The organism is Caldalkalibacillus salinus (assembly GCF_016745835.1).
Taxonomy (GTDB): domain Bacteria; phylum Bacillota; class Bacilli; order Caldalkalibacillales; family JCM-10596; genus Caldalkalibacillus_A; species Caldalkalibacillus_A salinus.
This window is the reverse complement of sequence record NZ_JAERVL010000001.1, coordinates 660,758-682,522: the sequence shown is the minus strand read 5'-3', so window position 1 is coordinate 682,522 and position 21,765 is coordinate 660,758. Positions and strand designations below refer to the sequence as shown.

The following is a 21,765-nucleotide window of genomic DNA, read 5'->3' as shown; positions in this document are numbered from 1 at the left end:
GATCTTATTTGGAGGTATGAACATGAGTGAACAAAATTTCACGATTAAAATCGATGGCCAAACTTTTGAAGCGAGTCCGGAACAATCGATTTTTGAAGTGGCCAAGGCGTATAGTGACGTGTACATTCCTGGAATCTGTTCTTATCAGCCACAGCTGGGGATCGGTGTCGTACAGACTTGTGACACTTGTTACGTCGAAGTCGATGGCGAACTGAAAAGAGCTTGTACCACTCAAGCAAAGCCGGGTATGACAGTAGATACCACGTCGGAAAAGACGCAAGAAGCACAGTATGAAGGGATGTCTCGTATCTTAAAAAATCATGAGCTGTACTGTACGGTTTGTGATAATAATAACGGCAATTGCGAAGTGCACAATACGGCCGAGCACCTAGGAATTGAACATCAAAAATACGACTTTGAGGCTAAACCGTACCCACCAGATAACTCGCACCCTATGTACCGCTACGAACCGGATCAATGTATCTTATGTGGGCTGTGCGTTGAGGCTTGTCAGGATGTCCAAGTGAGTGAGGTATTGAGCATTGACTGGGAACGCGAACGACCACGTGTAATTTGGGACGATGATGTGCCCATTAATGAATCATCCTGTGTGTCCTGTGGGCATTGTGTGACAGTCTGTCCGTGTAACGCCTTAATGGAAAAATCTATGCTCGGTGAAGCGGGGTACATGACGGGCATGCCCAAAGATGTCCTTGAACCTATGATTGATTTAACGAAAGAAGTCGAACCCGGTTATAAGGAGATCTTTGCGGTCTCCAATATTGAGGCCACCATGCGTGAAGATCGTATTAAACGAACCAAAACCGTATGTACATACTGTGGTGTCGGTTGTAGCTTCGAAGTATGGACAAAAGATGATCGTGAAATTCTTAAGGTTCAACCTCAGGATAATGCCCCCGTTAATGGGATCTCGACATGTGTCAAAGGGAAATGGGGCTGGGATTTCGTCAATAGTGAAGACAGATTAACGACACCGTTAATTCGTCAAGGCGATAAATTTGTAGAAGCGTCGTGGGAGGAAGCCATAAGCCTTGTAGCCTCTAAGTTGAAAGAAACAATGGACACGCACGGGCCTGACGCTCTGGGCTTTATTGCCTCTTCGAAATGTACCAATGAGGAAAACTACCTATTCCAGAAGCTATCTCGTGCGATTTTCAAAACGAATAATGTCGATAACTGCTCCCGATACTGCCAATCCCCTGCCACAGCTGGTCTGATGCGGACAGTCGGTTACGGTGGGGACTCAGGAAGCATAAAAGACATCGCCAGCTCTGAGCTTGTGTTCGTTGTGGGTGCTAATCCGGCCGAATCGCACCCCGTATTGGCCACAAGAGTCAAAAGGGCCCAAAAACTGGGGCACCAGAAGATCGCTGTAGCAGATATCCGAGATCATGAGTTATTGCAGCGTTCAGATTTTCATATCAGACCGAAACCCGGCACAGACCTCGTGTGGCTGAACGCCATCACCAAGTATATCATCGATCAGGGCTGGCATGACGAAAACTTTATCAAAGATAGAGTCAACGGCTATGAAGACTACGCCGCGTCACTCGAAAAATATACGCTGGCCTATGCGGAAGAGATTACAGGTATCAGTCAAGATCGGCTGATTGAACTGGCCACCATGATTCATGAAGCAAAAACGATGTGCATTTTATGGGCGATGGGCGTCACACAGCACATGGGAGGTTCGGATACGAGTACCGCCATCTCAAACTTACTCATTGTGACTGGAAACTACGGTAAACCTGGCACAGGAGGCTACCCCCTTCGTGGACACAACAATGTCCAAGGCGCCTGTGACTTCGGAACAATGCCCGCTTGGCTGCCTGGTTATGAGCCCATAGAGAACGAACAGGTTCGCGAACGCTATGAAAAAGCATGGGGAACAGACATACCGAAAAAACCAGGGCTTAATAACCACCAGATTGTAGAAGCCATCCATGATGGCAAAGTCAAAGCGATGTATCTGTTCGGTGAGGAAATGGGGCTCGTAGACTCCAACATCAACCACGTGGAAGCCGCGTTTGAGAAGCTCGACTTTTTCGTTGTTCAAGACATTTTCTTATCTAAAACGGCCAAGTTCGCCGATGTTGTCTTACCTGCTTCTCCAAGTCTAGAAAAGGAAGGAACGTTTACGAACACGGAACGTCGTATCCAGCGTTTATACCAGGTGTTTGAACCCCTCGGAGACAGCAAACCGGATTGGGAGATTTTCCAAGAAGTGGCGAACGCCCTTGGTGCGGATTGGGATTACAAGCACCCAGGAGACGTTATGGATGAGGTTGCTAGCTTAGCCCCTATTTTTTCAGGCGTAAGCTATGAACGATTGGAAGGCTGGAAAAGCTTGCTTTGGCCCGTGGACAAGGATGGGACAGACTCGCCCCTTCTCTATGAGGACGCCTTTGGCTTCCCAGATGGCAAAGCACGCTTGTTCCCTGTAGATTGGACACCACCGTTAGATGTGGGAGACGATTATGACCTGCATTTAAACAACGGGCGTCTGTTAGAGCACTTCCACGAAGGGAATATGACTTATCGTGTGGCGTCCATTACAGAAAAAGTGCCGAATCCTTGGTTGGAGGTATCACCTGAACTTGCTGAGGAAAGAGGCCTCCAATCTGGAGCGTTAGTCAAACTAACCTCCCCGTATGGTGAAGCAGAAGTGAGGGTACTCGTCTCTGATCGTGTCCACGATAACGAATTGTATCTACCCATGAATACGCGTGAGGATCGTTCTGCCGTCAATAAGCTCACAAGTAGCTATCACGATAAAATAACCCATACACCGAACTATAAGGAGATGCAGGTGAAAATGGAAGTGCTTGAATCAGAGGGCCCTTCTCCTCTTCCAAGAAAAAATCACCGCTTTGGAAATCCGCAGCCTCATATTGGCGTTGAGGTGGAGAAGAAGTGGTCTAGACCTGATTTTGTACCCATTCCAGAAATGATTGAAAGTGAGGGAAGCGACCATGGCCAAGGCGATCAGTCACATTGAAAAACATGAACCGACCCCTGCCGAACGACAAGCGATGGCACTCGATGAGCTACTCTCGCTCATCGCCCATAACAAAGAAGCCATCACCACAACTCTGGATATCCTTAAAGAGCTGCAAGAAGCGGGGGTTCTAGACATCCTCAAAGGCATGTTAAGGACACGCGATAAAATTGGCGTCATCGGTGTTGAACAGTTAAACCAGCCTCACATGCATCGTACAATCAAAAACGGCATCAATCTCTTTCAACTGATAGGAGAAATTGACCCGGACCAACTGAATACGATTCTGGGAGCCGCCAACAAAGGCATGACCCATATCAACACATCGCCAGATAAGGTAAGTAAATGGCAGTTAATCAAGTCAATGAATGACCCTGATGTCCTTTCTGCTCTTTCTGCCATGACCGGACTGTTAAAAGGCATGGGCGTTGAATTAAAGAAACAACAACAGTCTCAAAACCCACACTAATGATGCTGACTTTTGCTTCTAAAGAGAAGGAATAAAAGGAGTGCAATCAAATGGTCACCAAGAAAACCCTATTATTAGAGGATATGAATACACCTGAGGATGCTGAACTCATCAGTGGCGTCCTGCACGATGTTTGGGGTATTCGTAAGGTTGAAATCCACTTAGATCAAAAAGAGGCCACTATTTCATACAACGAGAATGCGGCTTCAGTCCAAGACTTCGAACAAGCGATAGCCGATTGTGGATTCCAGATACGGAATGCTGAAGGCCCAATCAAACAGTAGGCCAATCATGTAAAAGGAGTGAGAATAGGTGCCTAAAATCTGTGAGGTATGCGGTAAGAGTGAGGAGTATCATGAGGAAGAACACGATATTTATGGGGTTTGTGAGGATTGTATCCATGACAGACACATCGAGGAAACACCACCGACAGAAAGTTGAATGGGCGTTTAAGACAAACAGGGTGACTGTGGTCCGTTATTAAACCTCACAGCCACCCTTTTTTTTACCTTGCCATCCACCCACCGTCAACCACTAACACATGACCATTCACATAATTTGAAGCTGGAGAGGCCAAGAAAACGGCTGCCCCTGCGAGATCATCTGGTTCGCCCCAGCGCCCCGTCGGGATTCGGGACAGGATTGCAGCATTACGCTCTTCATTTTCACGTAACGCTTGTGTATTATTTGTCGAAATGTACCCAGGGGCGATCGCATTGACTTGTATCCCTTTTTGCGCCCATTCATTGGCCAACGCTTTCGTTAAACCGGCTACCGCATGTTTACTAGCAGCATAAGAAGGAACGGTAATTCCCCCTTGAAAGGATAGGAGTGAGGCGATATTAATGATCTTCCCATATCCCCTTTCGAGCATAGGCTTAGCGATGTGTTGACTTAACACGAATAACGCATTGAGGTTCGTATCAATCACGGACTCCCAATTGTCATAGGAAAAATCGACAGCTGGCTCTCTCCGAATAATCCCCGCGTTGTTGACGAGGATATCAACTCGATGTTCAGCAAGTAAATCCTGGCAAAAAGGCGCCACTTTATCCGGCTTAGACAGGTCAAGCAACACCGTTTGCGATTTCACGCCTGCTTCACTGACCAATTGGGATGTTTCCTGCATATTATCTCTATGGCCCAAAAGGATAAGATTTGCGCCAGCCTGTGCCAAGCCCACTGCAATCGCTTGTCCTATCCCTGTTCTAGCGCCAGTAACCAATGCTGTTTTTCCTTTCAGTGAGAACATATTCTCTATACTCATCTTATCACCTCCGATGTCTGTCTCGTTTATCTCAAATCCTTCATGTCAACAAAGTCCATGTCTTTAAATGTATAGTTTTCCCCTGCCATGGCCCAGATGAATGTATAGTGACTTGTGCCGGCACCGGAGTGAATAGACCAGCTTGGTGAAATCACGGCCTGCTCATTGCTGACAACGAGGTGACGTGTTTCCTGTGGCTCTCCCATGAAGTGGAAGACACGTCCCGTATCATTCATATCAAAGTATAAATAAACTTCAGCACGACGATCATGCAAGTGTGCTGGCATTGTATTCCAGTTGCTTCCTGGTTGGAGCAAGGTCATCCCCATCATGAGCTGACAGCTTTGGATACCGTTTGCGTGAATATATTGATAAATCGTTCGTTCGTTACACTCTTCTGAAGACCCCATATGTACAGGCGTTGCTTTGTCAATCGCCAGTTTCTGTGTAGGGTATTGCGTGTGCGCCAGGCTCGAAATCATATATAAACGTGCTGGATTTTGAGGATCCGCACTGTGGAAGGTGACGTCCTCGTGACCAAGTCCCACGTATAAACAATCTCTTTTATCGAGCGTATACTCTTCCCCGTTCACCTTAACAACGCCTTTAGAACCGATATTTATAATGCCGATCTCACGACGCTCAAGAAAATAATTCGTTTTTAAATAATCGCCTGCGTCTAGCTTTAAAGGTGATGATGTCGGTACAGCCCCTCCGATCACCATCCGATCATGATGACTATAAGCCATGTTTAATTCACCCGTTTGAAACAAGTTCTCTATTAAAAATTCCTTTCTCAACCTATCCGTTGTGTAATGTTTAACGTCTTCGGGGTTCGTCGCGTATCTCGTTTCCACTATAACAACCTCCTCAAATTGTTCGTTTATGTTTGTTATAGTTTATATTTTATCACACTTGGTTTGAATCGCAACAATTTTTTGACTTTTATACCACTGTCACATTGACACCTTTTTGTTCCAGATCGCCAAGTAGCGAGCGGTCAACTTGGTCATCCGTGATCATATGATCGATGTCAGACACTTCAGCGTACTGTATTAAAGCGATTTTCCCTACTTTAGTGGCGTCCACTAACAGTGTAATGTGGTTTGCGATTTGCATGATTTGCTTCTTCCAGTCTGCATGAAGACTATTAAAGACCGTTAACCCTCGAGTAGGATGGATCCCTGTCGTTCCCAGAAACAGATGATTTACGTGGATTTTTTGCAATTCATTTATAGCCTGTGTCCCTATGAGTGAAGCTGTTGTATCAATCCTCGTGCCGCCTAAGACCATCAACTGCACCTTTTCTTTCTCTAACAAGACGTGCGCGATCTGAATATCGTTTGTAATGACGGTGACCGGCTTGTCCCCTAATTTCTCAGCTAAGGCCAGTGTTGTACTGCCTCCATCTAGTAGAATGGTATCTCCCTCCGTTATCATCGGCAGTGCTTGTTCCGTTATAGCTTGCTTCACATGGCTATTACGAGACTGACGTTCCTTTATCGGAAGCATCGTGTGACCATCTTCAGCTAAAATCGCGCCACCATGTATTCTTTTGAGCAGGTTTTGCTCTTCTAACTGTTCTAGGTCTATACGAATGGTTTTCTCTGTGACTCGCAAGGTTTGACTGAGCTCTGACACTTTGACCACTCTTTTTTTGTTAAGTAGCTCTAAAATTTTCTCATGACGTTCTATTGAGAGCATATTGTCCTCCTTTTTTCTAAATAAAAAAAACGAACATAAATGAACATAACAATACCATAGCACAAATACGAACGAAACAAAAGCAGAATAAAAAGGAGAAGCCGCAGCTCCCCCTTCTCTCTTTCTCCTAGTTAGACTATTCTCCTATTACTATTTACCTTTCTCTAAAGACAAAAATCACACATATCGCGTGCATTTCTATCTCAATACATTTGTTTTTTAATAATGAGTACAACCCCAATTACAATTCATAAACCCTAAGATTGGCATATTCCCCTATCAGCGGTGCCATTTGTCTAAAGCCTATTTTTCCTCCTTTCAATATAGGGCCGTACGTTTGCCCGTCGTCTGTCCAATCAAAGAGGATTAAGTCATTGATAAAAAACTGAATGTGACCCTCGTATTTGTAGAGCTTCATATGGTAAGGCGGCGTGGCGTCTGAAACTGAAGGCATCGGGTCGGCTCCTTGGCACACAAGGTGGAAGCCCCTACTTTTACGTAGATTGACTGTTTGGAACGCACGCTCTTCTGTATATTTACGCCGAAAGTAAGAAACATGGTACGTGTGAATATCTCCTGAATGATACTGAGCATATTCACCGGTTCTCTTTTGGAGGGTAGAGTCAAACAAGTCCTCTCCATTTTGCCCAATAGCGGCGAAAAATAAGATACAAAGCCCCGGTTCTCTGATGGGCCAAAACTCCCATTCAACACATAGATCACTAGGGAAGTCTTGATTAAGCCAGTAGACAAAATTTGCTTTCTGTCCCTCTTGGGCGTTCAAGCTGTTCTCCATTCGTAATCGACCTTGTGGGAATGAGATGACGCCCTTTCCTTCCATCGTAAAATCTCTCACATCTTTTGCCGATGCCAGTTTGTTTGCATAAATTAACGACCGATCTCGACATAAATGATCCGGCATTCAAACACACTCCTCATGCCTCTCTTTGGTTTGTTCTAGCCTGCTGTATCATCTGCCGTTTTTTCTCTATTAACCAAAGGCGATAATCGTCATTACGCCTTCTCTCTTCTCAAATTACTCCTTCTCAAATCACTCTTCCTCAAATCACTCTTCCTCAAATTACTCCTTCTCAAATCGGATGATGAGATGTTCAAATGGGTCTACTCGTATCGTTCCTGCAGATACCTTTTCACCCGTCACAGGGTTCGAACCCTTTCGTGGTATGGTCAATCTTCCACCTTTTCCGTCCATGTTCACGACACACCATAGATTATAGTCATTGCCCTGCCTTGGAGCTACGATAGTGCCGGGCGTGACGTTAAAGTAGTGATTGATGTTGGCCTCTTGAGCGTAATGATCAATCAACCGCTTCAGCATCCGATGTCCATTTTCCCCGACAGGCATAGCACCGAGCATCACGACTTTTCCTTGTCCCACCTTATGTTCTGTTATAAAAGCTTCACCAGGTGTGACACCTTGCCTGATGACCCCCTTCATCGTCCCTCCCTTTGTTTTGAATACGGCACTCCACATATCTAGAGCAGCTCGTTCTCCAAAAGCTTCACCTTCAGTGGTACGAGGGTCCATAGGAAAGGTGTACAGCGTTTCTACTCCAGCTAGTCTCTCTAGGTTTTTTCCTAAGGCCGCATCCGTGTGTATGGTATGTTCCGATGTTCGTCCCCCACTCAGAGGCCCAACAACCCATATGCCCCCTTGCTCAACGAAAGCCTGAGCTTTTTGCATATACGCTTCTGAGATATACGGCATAAAAGGCGTGAACAGCAGTTTATAGTGATTGAGTGGGTGACCTTCTAGTATTAAATCCCGATGAATCCCCATCTCTAGTAACCGTTGATGAAAATCCGACGTTAGGCTTCTGTAATTCAGCTGTCGATGGGGTTCTGTGGTAAGGAAAGTTTTTGCGCGATCCGAGTAGGTCATCGCCACCTCAGCGGGCGTGAGGACCGTGTCAACGATATAGGGTTCTATGTCTTTTCTAACCTGTTCGACCTCTAACACATTAGGATATCCCACAGTCGGTTTCCCCCAAGCACTGATCACAGACCCATGCGGTTGCTCACTTCCCGTCCTCTGCTGCCGCCAAAGCCAATAACAGAAAGCTTCTGCACCAAGGGCATATGCCGCGACCGCCTCAGCTTTTAGGTATCCGTTCGGGTGAGGAGATGCATATCCCTCTAGATGAGCATTGTAGGATGGACTCGTTTCCATGACCCAGACAGGACGGCCCTCCTTCACGTTACGCCAAAAGTCGCAGTTCATGATATACGCTCCGGCATTTTCAATGGAGGCGTAAGTATCGAACGAGGCAAAATCTAACGATTGAAAGATACGCTCATTATCAACCTTAAAACCGAAACTGCCATTATGTGTAATGGGCGCTTTTGAATATCGTCTTATCATTTCAGCCTGTTCAGCAGTAAATGCTGCTAGCATCTCCATCGAAAAAAACTGGTACATGGTCTTTAAAGCAGCATTGTGCAAAAAAGGCGTGGGTCCCGGTTGTGGCACTTGTTGAAAGGTCTGATAATACTGGCTCCAAATAGCTGTTCCCCATGCTTCATTCAGCTTATGAATCGTACCGTAGCGTTCTTCTAACCACTGATGCCACAGCGTTTGACACGTTGCGCAGTAGCACTCCCCGACATGCGCCTTCAATTCATTATCGATTTGCCAACCAACCAAACCGGGACGCGTTCCAATTGCTCGGGCCATATGCTCAGTGATAATCGCTGCCCTTTTTCTAAAATAAGGATGATTGGTACATACGTGCTGTCGAGAGCCGTGCGCCATCGTTGTGCCATCCTGATGGACATGCATACGCTCGGGGTGTCCATGCGATAACCAAATTGGAGGTGTTGGGGTTGGCGTACACATGATCGTGTCTATCCCGTGATGGTAGAGTTGGTCTATCATGTCAGCAAAAAACTGGATGTCAATGTTGTCCTCCTCCGGTTCCATGGTAGACCAAGCAAACTCCCCCATTCGAACAACGTTAATCCCTGTCTTCTTCATCAAACGGATGTCTTCTTCTCTGGTTTTGGCATCCCACAACTCAGGATAGTAGGCTGCACCATGATATAATTGTTTTTTACTGCTCATATGATGACCCCACATTATATTGATTAATTTTGACATTAATTTTAACCATACTTACGTTAAAGACACACCTGATTTCACATAGGATGATAGGGCTAACTGCTCATGATGCTTTATTTCATCTGCTACAAGTCTTGCGATCACGTCAGCACCTTTTTCTGTAAAATGCGTGTAATCTTCCCCCTTTACTGAGACCATAAACAATGTCTGCGCCTCGTCATAACCTATCGCCTCATAGTGTTGCAGACTTCGGCTCATCAGGTCGATGAGTGGCACTTGTTCCGTTTCGGCCACGTTTTTCATGGCCTTACAATAGTCTTCGAAATCGTTCATAAAGTGACCGTTTTCATAATGAAGTCTGGCTACGGGGGTAATTAGCACGGGACGGCCGTTGTGTTCTTTTATCAGTTGAATATACGTTTCTAAGAAGTCTTGATACGATGTAAAAGGGTCCGTATACCGCTCGGGCTTGTTTTTACTCGCGTCATTATGTCCGAGCTGAATGAGAACGTAGTCGTCTTGTTTTAGTCCGTCTAATATAGGCGCGAGACGTCCTTCTTCATAAAATGTCTTCGTACTTCTCCCACCTATGGCATGATTTTGAATATGAGCATGGGAAGTAAAATAGCGGTGAATGTATTGTCCCCATCCTGCTTGGGGTGCGTCATCTGTGCCATAAGTCTGGACCGTGGAATCTCCAATCAGAAAGATCTGCAACTTGTTATCTGACATGAATAAAAATCCTTTCTAAGATATTTAGAGGCTGACCTTGGCAGATCAGCCCTTTTAATCTATGCTCATCATTACTTACGCTATTACTCATGAACGGCTTCTAGTGTCGCCTGGCCCACGTATCTATCTCCGTTTGATAGTGAGCCTGTCACCTTCACATCAACACTTCCTTCCGCTTCTTGAAGTAGGTTTTTGATGTCTTGGCGATTGAACTTCGCTTTTGTTTGTTGATCTGAATCGACTAATTCTCCGGCAATGACTTGATCATTGACCTTCATATAAACCTCTTCGATGGCAGCATGAAGCTGAGTTGGTAATGTGATGTCGGCCATGAGTGTACCATTTTGACTATCTTTTTTTGTGTTTATCTTATGAGGCGTGACGTTTACCTCGGCAGGTACAAGCTGATATACATTGGGGGTTGGTGGCTCATCCATGCCGTTCCCTAAGTAAAAGCTAGGATGAGGTGGTTGGTTATAAGCGACGTTCTGCCAAGCAATGCCTAGACGATAGTTCGTATCATGCATCAGTGTATATATACGATGGTCCGTGATGTCGGTGGTGGTATACACACGCAATTCACTGCTATCGATGTCTCTGACAATCACCTCTTCACGCCAATCACCTAGGATATCAGCTTGTAAGGTAGGCGTCCCTTTTGTTCCGTTGTTGGAGGCTGTTCCATCAAGCACAAGGATGGGGTTTAACTGGCTTGTATGATAGTCCCATTTATCTATTTTAGGTGTACCGTATCCTACATCCCAGCCGTGCCAATCATGATCGAGTAACTCCCGACTGAGATCAGCATCCCACCAGATACCGAAATTAATAGAGGTTGGTGAATTATCCTGCAAGATACCGATATCAATAGAGGCTGGTGAATCATCTGATAGCTTCTCTCCTTTGGCGGTATACAAGCCCATACCATGTGAGGCCCACACTTCCTCTCCTAAGTGTCGTGGATCAATATCTGCGGACATGCCTCGACCGATGTCTTGATCCGATTTCACGCCCCATAAAATCTCGCCCGTCTGAGCATCACGATAAGTTATGCCGTACTCGCCCGACTCATGAACACCAAACACTTCTAAGCCCTCTCTAGAAGGATCTAGGTTACCAAAGTGCAAGGCATCCCCATGATTAAGTCCAGTGGTATATAAGCCTTGGCCATCATGGTCGATTGTCATCGCGCCGAAAATGATCTCATCTCGACCATCCCCATCTACATCACCGACACTAAGTTGGTGATTACCTTGTCCAACGTAGCCTTCATTACCAGGCGTATCGGTATCAAAGGTCCATAATTTTTCTAGTTGGCCATCTCTATAGTTATACGCGACAAGCATTGTTTTCTCATAGTAACCCCGTGTCATAATGAGACTAGGTTTTTCCCCATCGAGATAAGCGATACCAGCTAAAAATCGATCCACTCGGTTGCCGTAACAGTCTCCCCAGTCGCACCCGTCTCCTCTAGCAGGCTCAAAATCAGTTGTCACCATCACTTCTCCACTCTCTCCATCAAAGATAGAAAGAAATTCAGGTCCTTCTAGAATCCGTCCTTGTTCGTTACGGTAATCCGCGTCAGCATCCCCGATAACCGTTCCTTGTGAATCAGTGGCGCCATCAGCTGTTCTGAGGGCTACTTCAGCTTTACCATCACCGTCTAAGTCGTAGACCATAAATTGGGTATAGTGCGCACCTGCTCGTATATTTTTCCCTAACCCTATTCTCCACATTTGTGTCCCATCGAGCTTATATGCGTCGATGAATACTTCTCCTGTATAACCGTTATGGGCATTGTCTTTCGCATTTGAAGGGTTCCATTTGAGGACAATTTCATACTCCCCATCTCCGTCTAGGTCACCTACACTCGCATCATTCGCATGGTAAGTGTAGGAAACGCCATCTGGTGTGACACCCCCATCAGGTTTTTGTAGTGGAATGGCATGATAAGACTCTCCCCACACCTGCACAGGTTCAGATTTGGGCTGCTCTTCCCCATCAACGACTGCACTTACGCTATAAGATGCCTCCTCTGTCCCTTCAGAGTCCAGGTAATTTGTACTCGATGTGATCGGTGTGTCGTTCACCTTGACATCATCACGATAGAGGTTAAAAGTGACTTGCTTAGACTCAGTGCCCAGCCATCTCCAGCTGACAAATACCCCCTCATCCACTTTGACCGCTACAACTCCTCGATCTAGATACTCCATTTGACGCCCTTGCTCACTTTGTTCAGAAGCTTCTGCGCTACTTTGTTGACCAGAGAACGGTGTTACGAGTAATAGCCCGCATAGCAGCGTTGAGCCTAGACGTTTCATCCTTTTCATCTTTTTTCTCATTCTTTCATCTCAACTCCTTTAAATTTTCTTTTGGCCTTATTGGGTTGTCCCTCGTTAAAAAAGACTGTTTTGATCCCTCCTTTTTCTAATCATCTCTCGTCATTACAACTCATATTTATAATATTTTGTATATTAAAAATAATATGGTCTATTTGGTTGTCAGTCGTCGTTTGCTAGTATAGGTCACTACAATGAAATCCCTTTTGACAGGAAAATCTATCCCTTAACCGAACCAATGAGAATCCCCTTGGCAAAGTGTTTTTGTAGAAATGGATAAATGATAAGAATCGGGACGGTGGCCACGATGATGACTGCGAACTTAAGAGATTGCTCAGGTGGCTCAATATATTCTGCACCCATCTGACTCGCGTCCCCAATAGCCATTTGAGATAAAATAATGACTTGCTGCAGTAAGAGTTGTACTGGCCATTTAGAACTATCATTGATATACAGGAGGGCGGCAAAGAAATCATTCCACAACAGTACGGCATAAAATAAGGCAAACGTTGCGATGACAGGTTTTGATAAGGGTAAAAATATGCGCCAAAAGACACTAAACTCGCTACACCCGTCGATCTTTGCCGACTCTTCCAACTCTATCGGTAATTCCTGAAAAAAGTTTTTGACGATAATCAGGAAAAATGGGTTAATGGCCATCGGTAACATCACAGCCCACAGCGTATCTAGCAACCCTAATCCTTTGACCACAAGATACGTTGGAATCATCCCCCCTGAAAACAGCATAGAGAACAAAACCAAGTTAAGGATGACGTTTCTACCCATTAATTTTTTCCTGGATAATGGATAAGCCATTGTAAATGTAAAAATCAAACAGATCAGTGTCCCTACAACGGTCACATAGATAGAAACAAGGATACTCCGAAAGAACGTATCAGTAGAGAAAATATACTTATAAGCTTCTAGTGAAAAAGTTTCCGGTATAATAAAGAAGCTGCGCCTCGTTAACTCTGCCTCGGTGGCAAAAGAACCTGCAAGAATGTACAGGAAAGGGAGAACCGTGACGAGCCCTATGAATCCTAAAATCATGATGTTGAAGACATCAAAAACCTTTCCAGCAGGCGTATTGTGCATATTTAACATGACGTTTCATCACCTCCGTTCACTATCCCTCACATCAGAATATGCCATTCTGTCCCATCTTCTTAGCTAGCTTATTCGCCCCTAGTATGAGGATGATGCCAACGACTGCTTTAAATAATCCCACGGCTGTACTGTAGCTATAGGCGCCTTGGGTGATCCCGACAAAATAAACATACGTATCGAAAACGTCTGCCACTTCACGATTCAGTGAGTTTGTCATTAAGAAAATCTGCTGGAATCCGGTATCAAGAAAGTTACCTAGTCTCAGGATGAGTAAAATAATAATCGTACTTCTAATAGCAGGTAACGTAACATGCCACAGTCTGCGTAGCCTTCCTGCACCGTCCACGATAGCGGCTTCATATTGCTCCTGACTGACACCGGCTAGTGCAGCTAAAAATATAACGGTCCCCCATCCTGTTTCCTTCCATATAATCTGTAGCATGATCAAAGGACGGAACCATTCAGGCGCGGATAAAAAATTGATTTGCTTACCCGTGACGTTCTCTACGAGCATATTAATCGCACCACTCCCTGCGGTGAAAAAGAGATAAGTCATACTCGCAACGATAACCCAAGACATAAAATGGGGGACATAGATTAACGTTTGGATCGTCCGCTTATAAAATGTGAACCTCAATTCATTTAACATAAGGGCTAATATAATCGGGGCCGGAAAGAAAAAAACTAAGTCTAGTACGGCTAGATAAAGCGTATTGCGTAACAATCTAAAGAAGTCAGGATTCTGAAAAAAATTTCGAAAGTGATCCATTCCGACCCACGGACTGTCCCAAAAGCCCAGAAATGGAGAATAATCTTTAAATGCAATCAATACGCCCCACATCGGTGTATATTTAAATATCAAGAAGTACGCGAGACCAGGGATTAGCATGAGATATAACCATTTATCTCGCTTAAGCCTTTGATATTTAGTTAGGGGTTGTACTTGATGTTTGGCTTGGTTTTTTAACGCATATTCTGGTTTGGCCATTTGCAATAAAATCCCTCCCTCCGTATAAAGCTCCTAAATACGTCACGTCGTCCTAGTTCTGTATGGCCTGATACTGCTCGTTAATCTCATTCACATAAGCCTCTCCACCGCTTTTGTACCATAGGTCAACTGCGTCTTGGAAACCAGCCTCATCAATCTGTCCGACAATAAATTTGATCCTAGCATCATTAATGATGTTATCGAGTTGTTGGCCTCTCTGACTGTAAACTTCAGAAATTAACGCTTCAGCAGGGTTAGGGACCACGATTGCCTCGTTGGCTTCCATGATTTCTTGTTCCTTTACTCGCAGAGGGGTTTGCTCCGGTTCATGAAACCGGTTTTCAGGGATAAAAGCAATGAACTGATTGAGGTCCTGCTTCTCATAGACCAACTGATTATTGCCATTATCCAGCTCCACTAATTCACCGTCTTGTATTTCAAAATGTCGCCCTTCTACGCCGTTCTGGGCAAAGATTTGAGGTTCGGCGTCATTTAATTTATCTATAAACGTTAATATCTGTCTGAGATGCTCCTCCGTTTGTACGCTGGTTTTTGGTATCGCTAACATACCTGAATAACCAGAGGTCGGTAAGTGACGTAGTCCTTTGGGTCCCTCTACAGCGCCAAAGACATCTATAGGGTCTTCTATATCTGGATTGATTTCTTGAATATCTTCTTGTGCTCGATGCCCACGGTCTAAAACATCGACAATCACGCCAGCCTCTCCGTTCACGATCGGATCGCCCCATTCAAGGGGGTCCATCACAGCAAAGTCTTCATTAACCAAACCCTCATCATACAGTTTTTTAAAGAACCTCAACGCTTCCATATATTCATCAGTCGTAAAATCGGGGATGAGTTGGCCGTTGGGATCTTCACCCCACTTGTTTGGTGCACCGAACCAAGTCTGCATAATGTCCCAGGGGCCATTATATTTGGAGACGACCATTCCGTAGGTATCGTCTTGTCCAGAACCATTTGGGTCTTGTTCTTTAAACGCTTTCAAAACATGATAAAACTCATCAATCGTCTTCGGGATATCGAGATCTAAATGCTCTAACCAGTCTTTTCTTATGGTCACGCCTAATCGGCCCAGTGGGCGCGCTCGATACACGCCATATACCTTGCCATCGATGGACATATTATTGAGCACAATTTCATTGGACTCCTTCAGATTAGGATAGTCGTCTAAATATGGACCTAACTCCCAAAAAGCGCCGTTTCTGACCGCATTGATGAAACTGGGCATCTTATTAGGAATCATCATGATCTCTGGCAACTCTCCCGAAGCCATGGTAATGTTAAGTTTATCTTCATAGGCGTTGTCAAGAACCCAGTGCATTGTAATATCCGTATCCGTATAATCTTCTATGCCTTTTAACGCTGGACTATCGTCTGATGGTGGCTCAGGTGAGTAAGCGGTGGTCATAATATTGATTTCCAACCGATCTGTGTCGCTTTCTGTAGTAGATTGATTCGTTTCCTCAGTTGGACTACACGCTGACATGACAGTTGACACAAGAAATAAGACACTCAGTGTGAACACACCAAACCTTGTTTTTAATATTGACTTCATATGACGCCCCCCTAAATTGAAATGATTATTTGGTACTGGTCTTCCACTCCGTTAACAAACCTTCAGGTATCTTGTCTCCAATGAGCTCTAAAGCAACGATCATGTTCAAGCACCATTGAGAGATGGCATTCGTCGAAATCCAGGGTATCTCCGTAAATGTACGATAAGTCTCAATATCTTCTGTCGTTAGTGGTAAGTTCATATGACTCTGCTGTTCATCTAGTAATAGGGACCATGCTGTTTCAGCCAGGGTGCTATCTTCGGTTCTTGCCGCCGCATAGGCCACCATTCCTGAAGCAAACATTGGCCAGCTGAACATGTCGTCCGTTAAGACGCCTTGTGTTCTTGCTCTTTTCTCCTCATCACTTAGGACATAAAACGCGCCAAACTCAGCGAGCATATCTGACAACGTGTCATCCTCAAGTACTTGATCTAACTCCATCCAGACTTGTGGCGCTCCGAAGGCAATAATCATGTGATAGCCACCAGGCAGGCCATCCCCTAGATGATATAAGGTCCCGTTACTAGGGTCATATCCGTGAGTGGGACCAGATAAAAGTCGATAAGGCATGGATTTCAGACAGGTGATCCCATTCGTGATTTTATCCAGGTATACGCCATTGCCTGTACGTTCCCATTCCGTAAACCAGTTGGAGGTAAAGGCGGCCCAATCTGGACCCACTCGTGCATGTGTGGGATAAGCATCCTTCTCGACATACTCACGCATGGGGTCCAAACGCACGGTGGCATGGTCAGCATCTCTGACATCTCGTAATAAATCTCCAATCCTCTCATCAGCAGTGAGGTAGTAATAATAGCGATGCAGTCCGGCCATACTGATCCTCGCTTCTTTACAACCACACCCCCAGTGACTGACATTGTGTCTTGACCCTAACCCCGCGTAATCCCCTAGGTGATAACAGTCCACTTCACTCGTATGACGAGTCATCGCCTCAGCGAAGTCAAATAACGCTGCACGACCGGAACGGAGAAAGGCGTACCACAGCCACATATTGGGCACGAGTTCAGTATTTTGCCAGGCGAATCCCCCTAAGTCATATCGCCATTGATGTCTGACGCGGTCGTATGTATGCATCACATCCCCATAATGCCAATAACCGTACCATTTTCGCTGCTCTACTTCGTGCATATAAAATTCGAGGGCCAAGTCTAGTTGTTCCTCTAGCAAACGCTTCTGGGGGTCATGGTCATCTGGAAGACTCCAAACACCAAATACACCGGTACGATGGTAATATTCAGGTTGACAGACGAGTAATGGTGTGGATTGCCATCGTTCCGCTAGGTTGTATAGCTCTTCATGGGTGGGTGACTGGTCGAAGCATTTTAAGTTAATCTGACTCGTATTCCCTATGCCTACAGGCGTAGCCCGCATGTCATCAAATCCCTCATAAGCACTCAGCACATGGGTTGACGTGTCGTAATGTCGTAGATCCATCGCTTCTGTCTCAGGTGACCAAAACCAGACCACCATCGATGATGCTTCATCATTTAATCTTGAGACTTCTAACGTTGAAGGATACTTTTGCCAGAAATCCTTTAACTGAACGGCTAATCCCCCATTTTCTCCACCAGCATACATGAGCCCTTTGGCGCGATGACCATGTCCCGCATCAATCCATGAACAATCCGGACCGGTCCTTTTTATGATCTTGTAATGATCAGCCGAATCTTGAATTAATTTAAAGTCGTTCCATATCGCGTTTTGGGTGACGTGCTCTAATGGTTCTCTATCATCACTGTCTTCAAAGTGAACCGCCTGTCCATCGATTTGACGTCTGTACCGTCCTTTGTGATTCTGGTGTCGCCTGGTTAAAAGTAGTTGGGACGGCTCGGAGAACATGCCCTTTTCACCTGCAAACCGCACATGCCTGTTCCAAGGTTGCCCTTTTAGCGGAAGTTGAAAAGTCATACCTAATCCCTTTATAAAATCTTCATGAGGATGACCATCGTATAAGAAAGTGTGCACGATATGAATAGTGTCTGTCCCACCATAAAAGTAAAGTCTTACTGTGAAAGGGAACTGATCGTGTTCACCTCCCTCTTGTCTATGCACCCCTTGAATTTTTACCACACCTCTAATGGGACCGGCTTGTTCAACAACAACATTTTGGACATCACTGATCATCTTGACCTGCCGAAAGATCTTCTCATCCTTAGTATTTTCCCGTGACTCCTTGATGGCTATTAACTGACCGTTCGTTCCAAGTCGTTTGTCTCCTATTTTGATCGATTCAATTAAACGACTTCCTTTTTTAGGAACGATACAAGTGAGCTTTCCAGTGTCAATAATGACATGCGCTCCCGTTTCTTTAATCGTCAGTTTCAACATGGGCTCTATATTTCTGTGATTCAAACTGAGTTCCAACGATTCGTGATTGGTTTCGGGAAAAACAGCCGCGTGCCCAGTCCATTTCACGCTTCCATCTGGCCAAAACGCCATGGGCCAACTCTGAAGTGCCGTTTGTTGCCCTGACTCATCGACTAAGGATATGGCCTCACATGCTTGTACTTCCCCTTTCTTCCACGGAACGCCCCACGTGGTGCCAGCAGCTGTGTCCCGAGGTGGTGCGTTGAGCCAATGTAATTTCAACCCCGTCACTCCTTTCTCTACATCAATGTTCGGTATGTCGTTATCGTACCTCATGTGATGATAGGTTTTATGGTGGTGCCCTTGAGTAGATGTCCTAGAAGCGATCATTGATTAATTAAAAGATACAATCGATTAAATTTTCCGACAATAATACTTTCTTGTTTCACCCTCTTTTCACGCCTTTTGTATGTTTGCACTTTTTAGTCATATGCGACATTTATAGCAGTCATAAAAAAAGCAGTTTCTATGAGCAAGAAACTGCAAAACGGCCATATGTTTGTTCTAACCTATTTATTTGATACCTTAGCTGATACGGCGTGTGTGTCCCAATGTGTTTTTCTAAATTGACTCGGCGGCACACCCGTTTGCTTCTTGAAAATACGATTAAAATAACTGTGTCGATAACCCACTTTGGCAGAAATGTCACTGATTTTCAAATCCGTATTGATTAGCATGTCCTTGGCTTTATCAATCCTTAGTTGTGTGAGATAGTCTATAAAGTTAACACCCGTCACTTGTTTAAAAGCTTTACTTAAAGTATAAGGGTACGTTCCAACCTCATCCGCACAATATTCGAGGGAGATATCTTCCATGTATTGTGTCTTGATCATGGTAATCACTTTTTCGACTAATTGTTTAGACTGTATATTCGTCCTGTTATTAATCTCTTGAATATAAGGCTCAATGACCTCCTCGTTAAACCACTGTATGATCCGTTCAGGTTCACGTATGAGCGACAGTTCCTCTAACATATTCCTTCCGTTAAATAACTGATAAGGGTGTATACCAGTGTGCAAAATCTCGTGTTGCAGACTACCGAACAGTTGGAAAACTCCCGGCTGGATATTGAGCTCTGTTACACCTTTTTCGGTTAACTCTCTTATAAATGCTCGGATAAGGCCCTCTACTTCCTCTATATGCCCCATTCTAACGGCTTGTATCACTTCCTTTTCAATGGCAAATGGGTAATAGATATGCTGTGTGGAATGGTAAGCGCCGACATCTTGAAGATTGATGACCTGATTTTCATTGTCAAAATTGCGATAGCCCTTAGCCTGCGCCACTTCTTCAAACAAATGAGCGATTTTCTTCACTTGAGTTGTGGGTGAACTCAGGATAACGGTTAATGGTGAATCAATGTTTTGATTGACGGCTTTCGTGATCGCTTTTACAAATTGGTCTAAATCATGCTGGATTGAAACGTTGCTTGCGTAGACTAAAATGATACCTACCGACAAGTCATGGAAGTTGATCACATGCGATTGTTGAAAAAAGTCTTCCGCTATCTCTTCTATCATATTAGCAGCGACAAACGTCACTAAACTTTCGTCATTATTTGCATCTGAGATATCATTTCCTATTGATTGATAGCAACCAGTAAGCTGGGCATTAATGACAATAAATTGTTTATCTTTGGTATCCCAGCCGTAGCTCTCCATCCTTGCCCTCAGGTCCTCTTCAGTGTAGTGATAGAGGTACCCCTGAATAAGTTGCAAGAGGAAACCATTTGATAACTGAGGGAGGTGGGCCGTTATTCTGTTTTGGAGCAACTCACTTTTATAAGATAATTCCTGCCACTTCTCCTCAATCAATTTAAATTCATCGGTATGTTTTGCTGTGTCGGCCTCCGATTTATCTACTGTTAAATGCTTTAATAACTGTCCCACTGGATGATATATTTTCCGGGAAACAAACCAAGTTAAAATAACGGCAAGACCCAAGCCGGTCATGCTAACGAAGACGATCAGTTTAGATATGAAGACAACCGGTGAAGTGATGGATGACATAGGGGCCGCTGATACATAGGTCCATTCACTGTTGAGTCTTTCCATCTTTCCGAATGACACGGAGTAGGTGTGACCATGCCAATCAAATTGAAAAGCGTGATCATTTTCTTGCAAATCATTAATACGCTTTCTTAATGCGTGCTCTAATTGATAGCTGTGATCCGTATTGGAGGATATAAGAACTTGATTCTCCTGACCTAAGATAAATGAAATCCCCTGATTATACGGTGTTAAATTGTCTAGCATTTTGACCAGTTTGTCACGATTCAATGTCACATAGATCAGGCCATACGGCGCATGGCTTGTCCCGGGAATATGGTGTATGAGGGCAAAGGAAGGGTCATTATGACTGAGACTATCTTCAGTACCCAGACTATGTTGAGTATCGAGTCTAGCTTGAATACCAAGTCTATCTTGAGTAGCGAATATATCCTTTCGGGCATGCTCTAACCAGTAAATATTACGTTCATGATTGAATAGGGATTGAAAGAAGTCACGTTCTTGTTGATTTTTGACGGTCCCGTAATTGGTATCGAATAGGACTGAATCATCTTTCTGTACGAATAGCTTCACTTTATCAATGAGCGGATTGTAGCTTTGCATCATAATGAGCGTCTTTTCAATGGTATACGTTTGACGAAAATCCTTAATAAAGTCTATATCTTCAATAGAGGCACCAAAATTAGGTTCAAAAGCCCAATGAGAAATGGTGTATTCTAAGATGTTCAGTTGATCATTTAAGTAACTCACCGACTGATCTATTTGATTTTGATGGAGTTCCGTGAGCTCGTCCTCGACCTGTCCCACGACAAACAGATAGATACATATCCCTGTTATTAACCCAGGAATGGCGGTAATGAATAATATAAGTACAAAATTCTTTCGAAAGTACGCCCTGCTCCATCGGTCACTTACTTTTGCTTTAAATCTTTTTAAAAGCTTTAAAGACGTTCGCAAATGCCCATTCCTCCTCATACCAAATCATAGTCTATAACCTAAACATTAAAGCGCTTTCATTAATGTCCAAAGATATTTTTGTTTGTATATTCAGAAAAGTAAAAAGTCTTTTTTATAGTATAGCACTATT

At 44.4% G+C, this 21,765-nt stretch carries 17 protein-coding genes; 4 read left to right on the top strand and 13 right to left on the bottom strand.

The window, feature by feature from the left end; genetic code table 11:
• Positions 1–22: 22 nt before the first annotated feature.
• Genes fdhF through JKM87_RS18010 form a run of 4 tightly spaced genes read left to right on the top strand, consistent with a single transcriptional unit; the run spans position 23 to position 3,929 of the window.
• On the top strand, positions 23–3,019 hold the full coding sequence (gene fdhF, locus JKM87_RS03065; protein ID WP_202077741.1) for a formate dehydrogenase subunit alpha: 2,997 nt from the start codon (positions 23–25) through the stop codon (positions 3,017–3,019).
• Entirely contained in the window at positions 2,994–3,488 is a 495-nt protein-coding gene (locus JKM87_RS03060; protein WP_202077739.1) for a helical membrane plugin domain-containing protein, read from the top strand. The genes fdhF and JKM87_RS03060 overlap by 26 nt, the downstream gene beginning before the upstream one ends.
• A 50-nt stretch (positions 3,489–3,538) precedes the next feature.
• Positions 3,539–3,772: a heavy-metal-associated domain-containing protein gene (locus JKM87_RS03055; protein WP_202077737.1), complete on the top strand. Its 234-nt coding sequence runs from the start codon at positions 3,539–3,541 to the stop codon at positions 3,770–3,772.
• 28 nt (positions 3,773–3,800) lie between these two features.
• Complete coding sequence (locus tag JKM87_RS18010; protein ID WP_272899162.1) at positions 3,801–3,929, top strand: hypothetical protein; 129 nt, start codon at positions 3,801–3,803, stop codon at positions 3,927–3,929.
• 64 nt (positions 3,930–3,993) lie between these two features.
• Here JKM87_RS18010 and kduD read toward each other — a convergent pair whose 3' ends face one another.
• The 13 genes from kduD to JKM87_RS02990 all read right to left on the bottom strand — a co-directional run bounded on the left by kduD (position 3,994) and on the right by JKM87_RS02990 (position 21,635).
• Positions 3,994–4,755 carry a 2-dehydro-3-deoxy-D-gluconate 5-dehydrogenase KduD gene (gene kduD / locus JKM87_RS03050; RefSeq protein ID WP_236838515.1) on the bottom strand — a complete coding sequence of 254 codons (762 nt, stop codon included), beginning with the start codon at positions 4,753–4,755 and terminating at the stop codon, positions 3,994–3,996.
• 26 nt (positions 4,756–4,781) lie between these two features.
• Positions 4,782–5,612, bottom strand: coding sequence for a 5-dehydro-4-deoxy-D-glucuronate isomerase (kduI, locus tag JKM87_RS03045; protein WP_202077735.1), 831 nt, complete (start codon positions 5,610–5,612; stop codon positions 4,782–4,784).
• Between the two features lie 88 nt (positions 5,613–5,700).
• Positions 5,701–6,459: a DeoR/GlpR family DNA-binding transcription regulator gene (locus tag JKM87_RS03040; RefSeq protein ID WP_202077733.1), complete on the bottom strand. Its 759-nt coding sequence runs from the start codon at positions 6,457–6,459 to the stop codon at positions 5,701–5,703.
• A 241-nt stretch (positions 6,460–6,700) separates the two neighbouring features.
• Positions 6,701–7,381 carry a DUF1961 family protein gene (locus tag JKM87_RS03035; protein ID WP_202077731.1) on the bottom strand — a complete coding sequence of 227 codons (681 nt, stop codon included), beginning with the start codon at positions 7,379–7,381 and terminating at the stop codon, positions 6,701–6,703.
• Between the two features lie 92 nt (positions 7,382–7,473).
• Entirely contained in the window at positions 7,474–7,539 is a 66-nt protein-coding gene (locus tag JKM87_RS18240) for a hypothetical protein (protein ID WP_419761833.1), read from the bottom strand.
• Position 7,540: 1 nt separating this feature from the next.
• Positions 7,541–9,541 (bottom strand): beta-galactosidase, encoded by a 2,001-nt coding sequence (locus JKM87_RS03025; RefSeq protein ID WP_202077727.1) that lies wholly within the window; start codon positions 9,539–9,541, stop codon positions 7,541–7,543.
• Between the two features lie 51 nt (positions 9,542–9,592).
• Entirely contained in the window at positions 9,593–10,270 is a 678-nt protein-coding gene (locus JKM87_RS03020) for a rhamnogalacturonan acetylesterase (protein ID WP_202077725.1), read from the bottom strand.
• Between the two features lie 83 nt (positions 10,271–10,353).
• On the bottom strand, positions 10,354–12,612 hold the full coding sequence (locus JKM87_RS03015; protein WP_202077723.1) for a rhamnogalacturonan lyase: 2,259 nt from the start codon (positions 12,610–12,612) through the stop codon (positions 10,354–10,356).
• A 216-nt stretch (positions 12,613–12,828) separates the two neighbouring features.
• Positions 12,829–13,713 carry a carbohydrate ABC transporter permease gene (locus tag JKM87_RS03010; RefSeq protein ID WP_202077721.1) on the bottom strand — a complete coding sequence of 295 codons (885 nt, stop codon included), beginning with the start codon at positions 13,711–13,713 and terminating at the stop codon, positions 12,829–12,831.
• A gap of 34 nt (positions 13,714–13,747) precedes the next feature.
• Complete coding sequence (locus tag JKM87_RS03005; RefSeq protein ID WP_202077719.1) at positions 13,748–14,704, bottom strand: ABC transporter permease; 957 nt, start codon at positions 14,702–14,704, stop codon at positions 13,748–13,750.
• Positions 14,705–14,756: 52 nt separating this feature from the next.
• Entirely contained in the window at positions 14,757–16,280 is a 1,524-nt protein-coding gene (locus tag JKM87_RS03000; RefSeq protein ID WP_202077717.1) for an extracellular solute-binding protein, read from the bottom strand.
• A gap of 25 nt (positions 16,281–16,305) precedes the next feature.
• Complete coding sequence (locus tag JKM87_RS02995) at positions 16,306–18,945, bottom strand: exo-rhamnogalacturonan lyase family protein (protein WP_202077715.1); 2,640 nt, start codon at positions 18,943–18,945, stop codon at positions 16,306–16,308.
• 233 nt (positions 18,946–19,178) lie between these two features.
• Positions 19,179–21,635 carry an AraC family transcriptional regulator gene (locus JKM87_RS02990; RefSeq protein ID WP_202077713.1) on the bottom strand — a complete coding sequence of 819 codons (2,457 nt, stop codon included), beginning with the start codon at positions 21,633–21,635 and terminating at the stop codon, positions 19,179–19,181.
• Positions 21,636–21,765 lie beyond the last annotated feature (130 nt).

Bases quoted from the DNA above. Each gene is read 5' to 3' on its own strand.
- JKM87_RS03000 (WP_202077717.1), bottom strand. From the start codon at position 16,280: ATGAAGTCAATATTAAAAACAAGGTTTGGTGTGTTCACACTGAGTGTC.
- JKM87_RS03005 (WP_202077719.1), bottom strand. From the start codon at position 14,704: ATGGCCAAACCAGAATATGCGTTAAAAAACCAAGCCAAACATCAAGTA.
- JKM87_RS03035 (WP_202077731.1), bottom strand. From the start codon at position 7,381: ATGCCGGATCATTTATGTCGAGATCGGTCGTTAATTTATGCAAACAAA.
- JKM87_RS02995 (WP_202077715.1), bottom strand. From the start codon at position 18,945: ATGAGGTACGATAACGACATACCGAACATTGATGTAGAGAAAGGAGTG.
- JKM87_RS03055 (WP_202077737.1), top strand. From the start codon at position 3,539: ATGGTCACCAAGAAAACCCTATTATTAGAGGATATGAATACACCTGAG.
- JKM87_RS03010 (WP_202077721.1), bottom strand. From the start codon at position 13,713: ATGTTAAATATGCACAATACGCCTGCTGGAAAGGTTTTTGATGTCTTC.
- kduD (WP_236838515.1), bottom strand. From the start codon at position 4,755: ATGAGTATAGAGAATATGTTCTCACTGAAAGGAAAAACAGCATTGGTT.
- JKM87_RS03060 (WP_202077739.1), top strand. From the start codon at position 2,994: ATGGCCAAGGCGATCAGTCACATTGAAAAACATGAACCGACCCCTGCC.
- JKM87_RS03015 (WP_202077723.1), bottom strand. From the start codon at position 12,612: ATGAGAAAAAAGATGAAAAGGATGAAACGTCTAGGCTCAACGCTGCTA.
- JKM87_RS03020 (WP_202077725.1), bottom strand. From the start codon at position 10,270: ATGTCAGATAACAAGTTGCAGATCTTTCTGATTGGAGATTCCACGGTC.
- JKM87_RS03040 (WP_202077733.1), bottom strand. From the start codon at position 6,459: ATGCTCTCAATAGAACGTCATGAGAAAATTTTAGAGCTACTTAACAAA.
- fdhF (WP_202077741.1), top strand. From the start codon at position 23: ATGAGTGAACAAAATTTCACGATTAAAATCGATGGCCAAACTTTTGAA.
- JKM87_RS03025 (WP_202077727.1), bottom strand. From the start codon at position 9,541: ATGAGCAGTAAAAAACAATTATATCATGGTGCAGCCTACTATCCTGAG.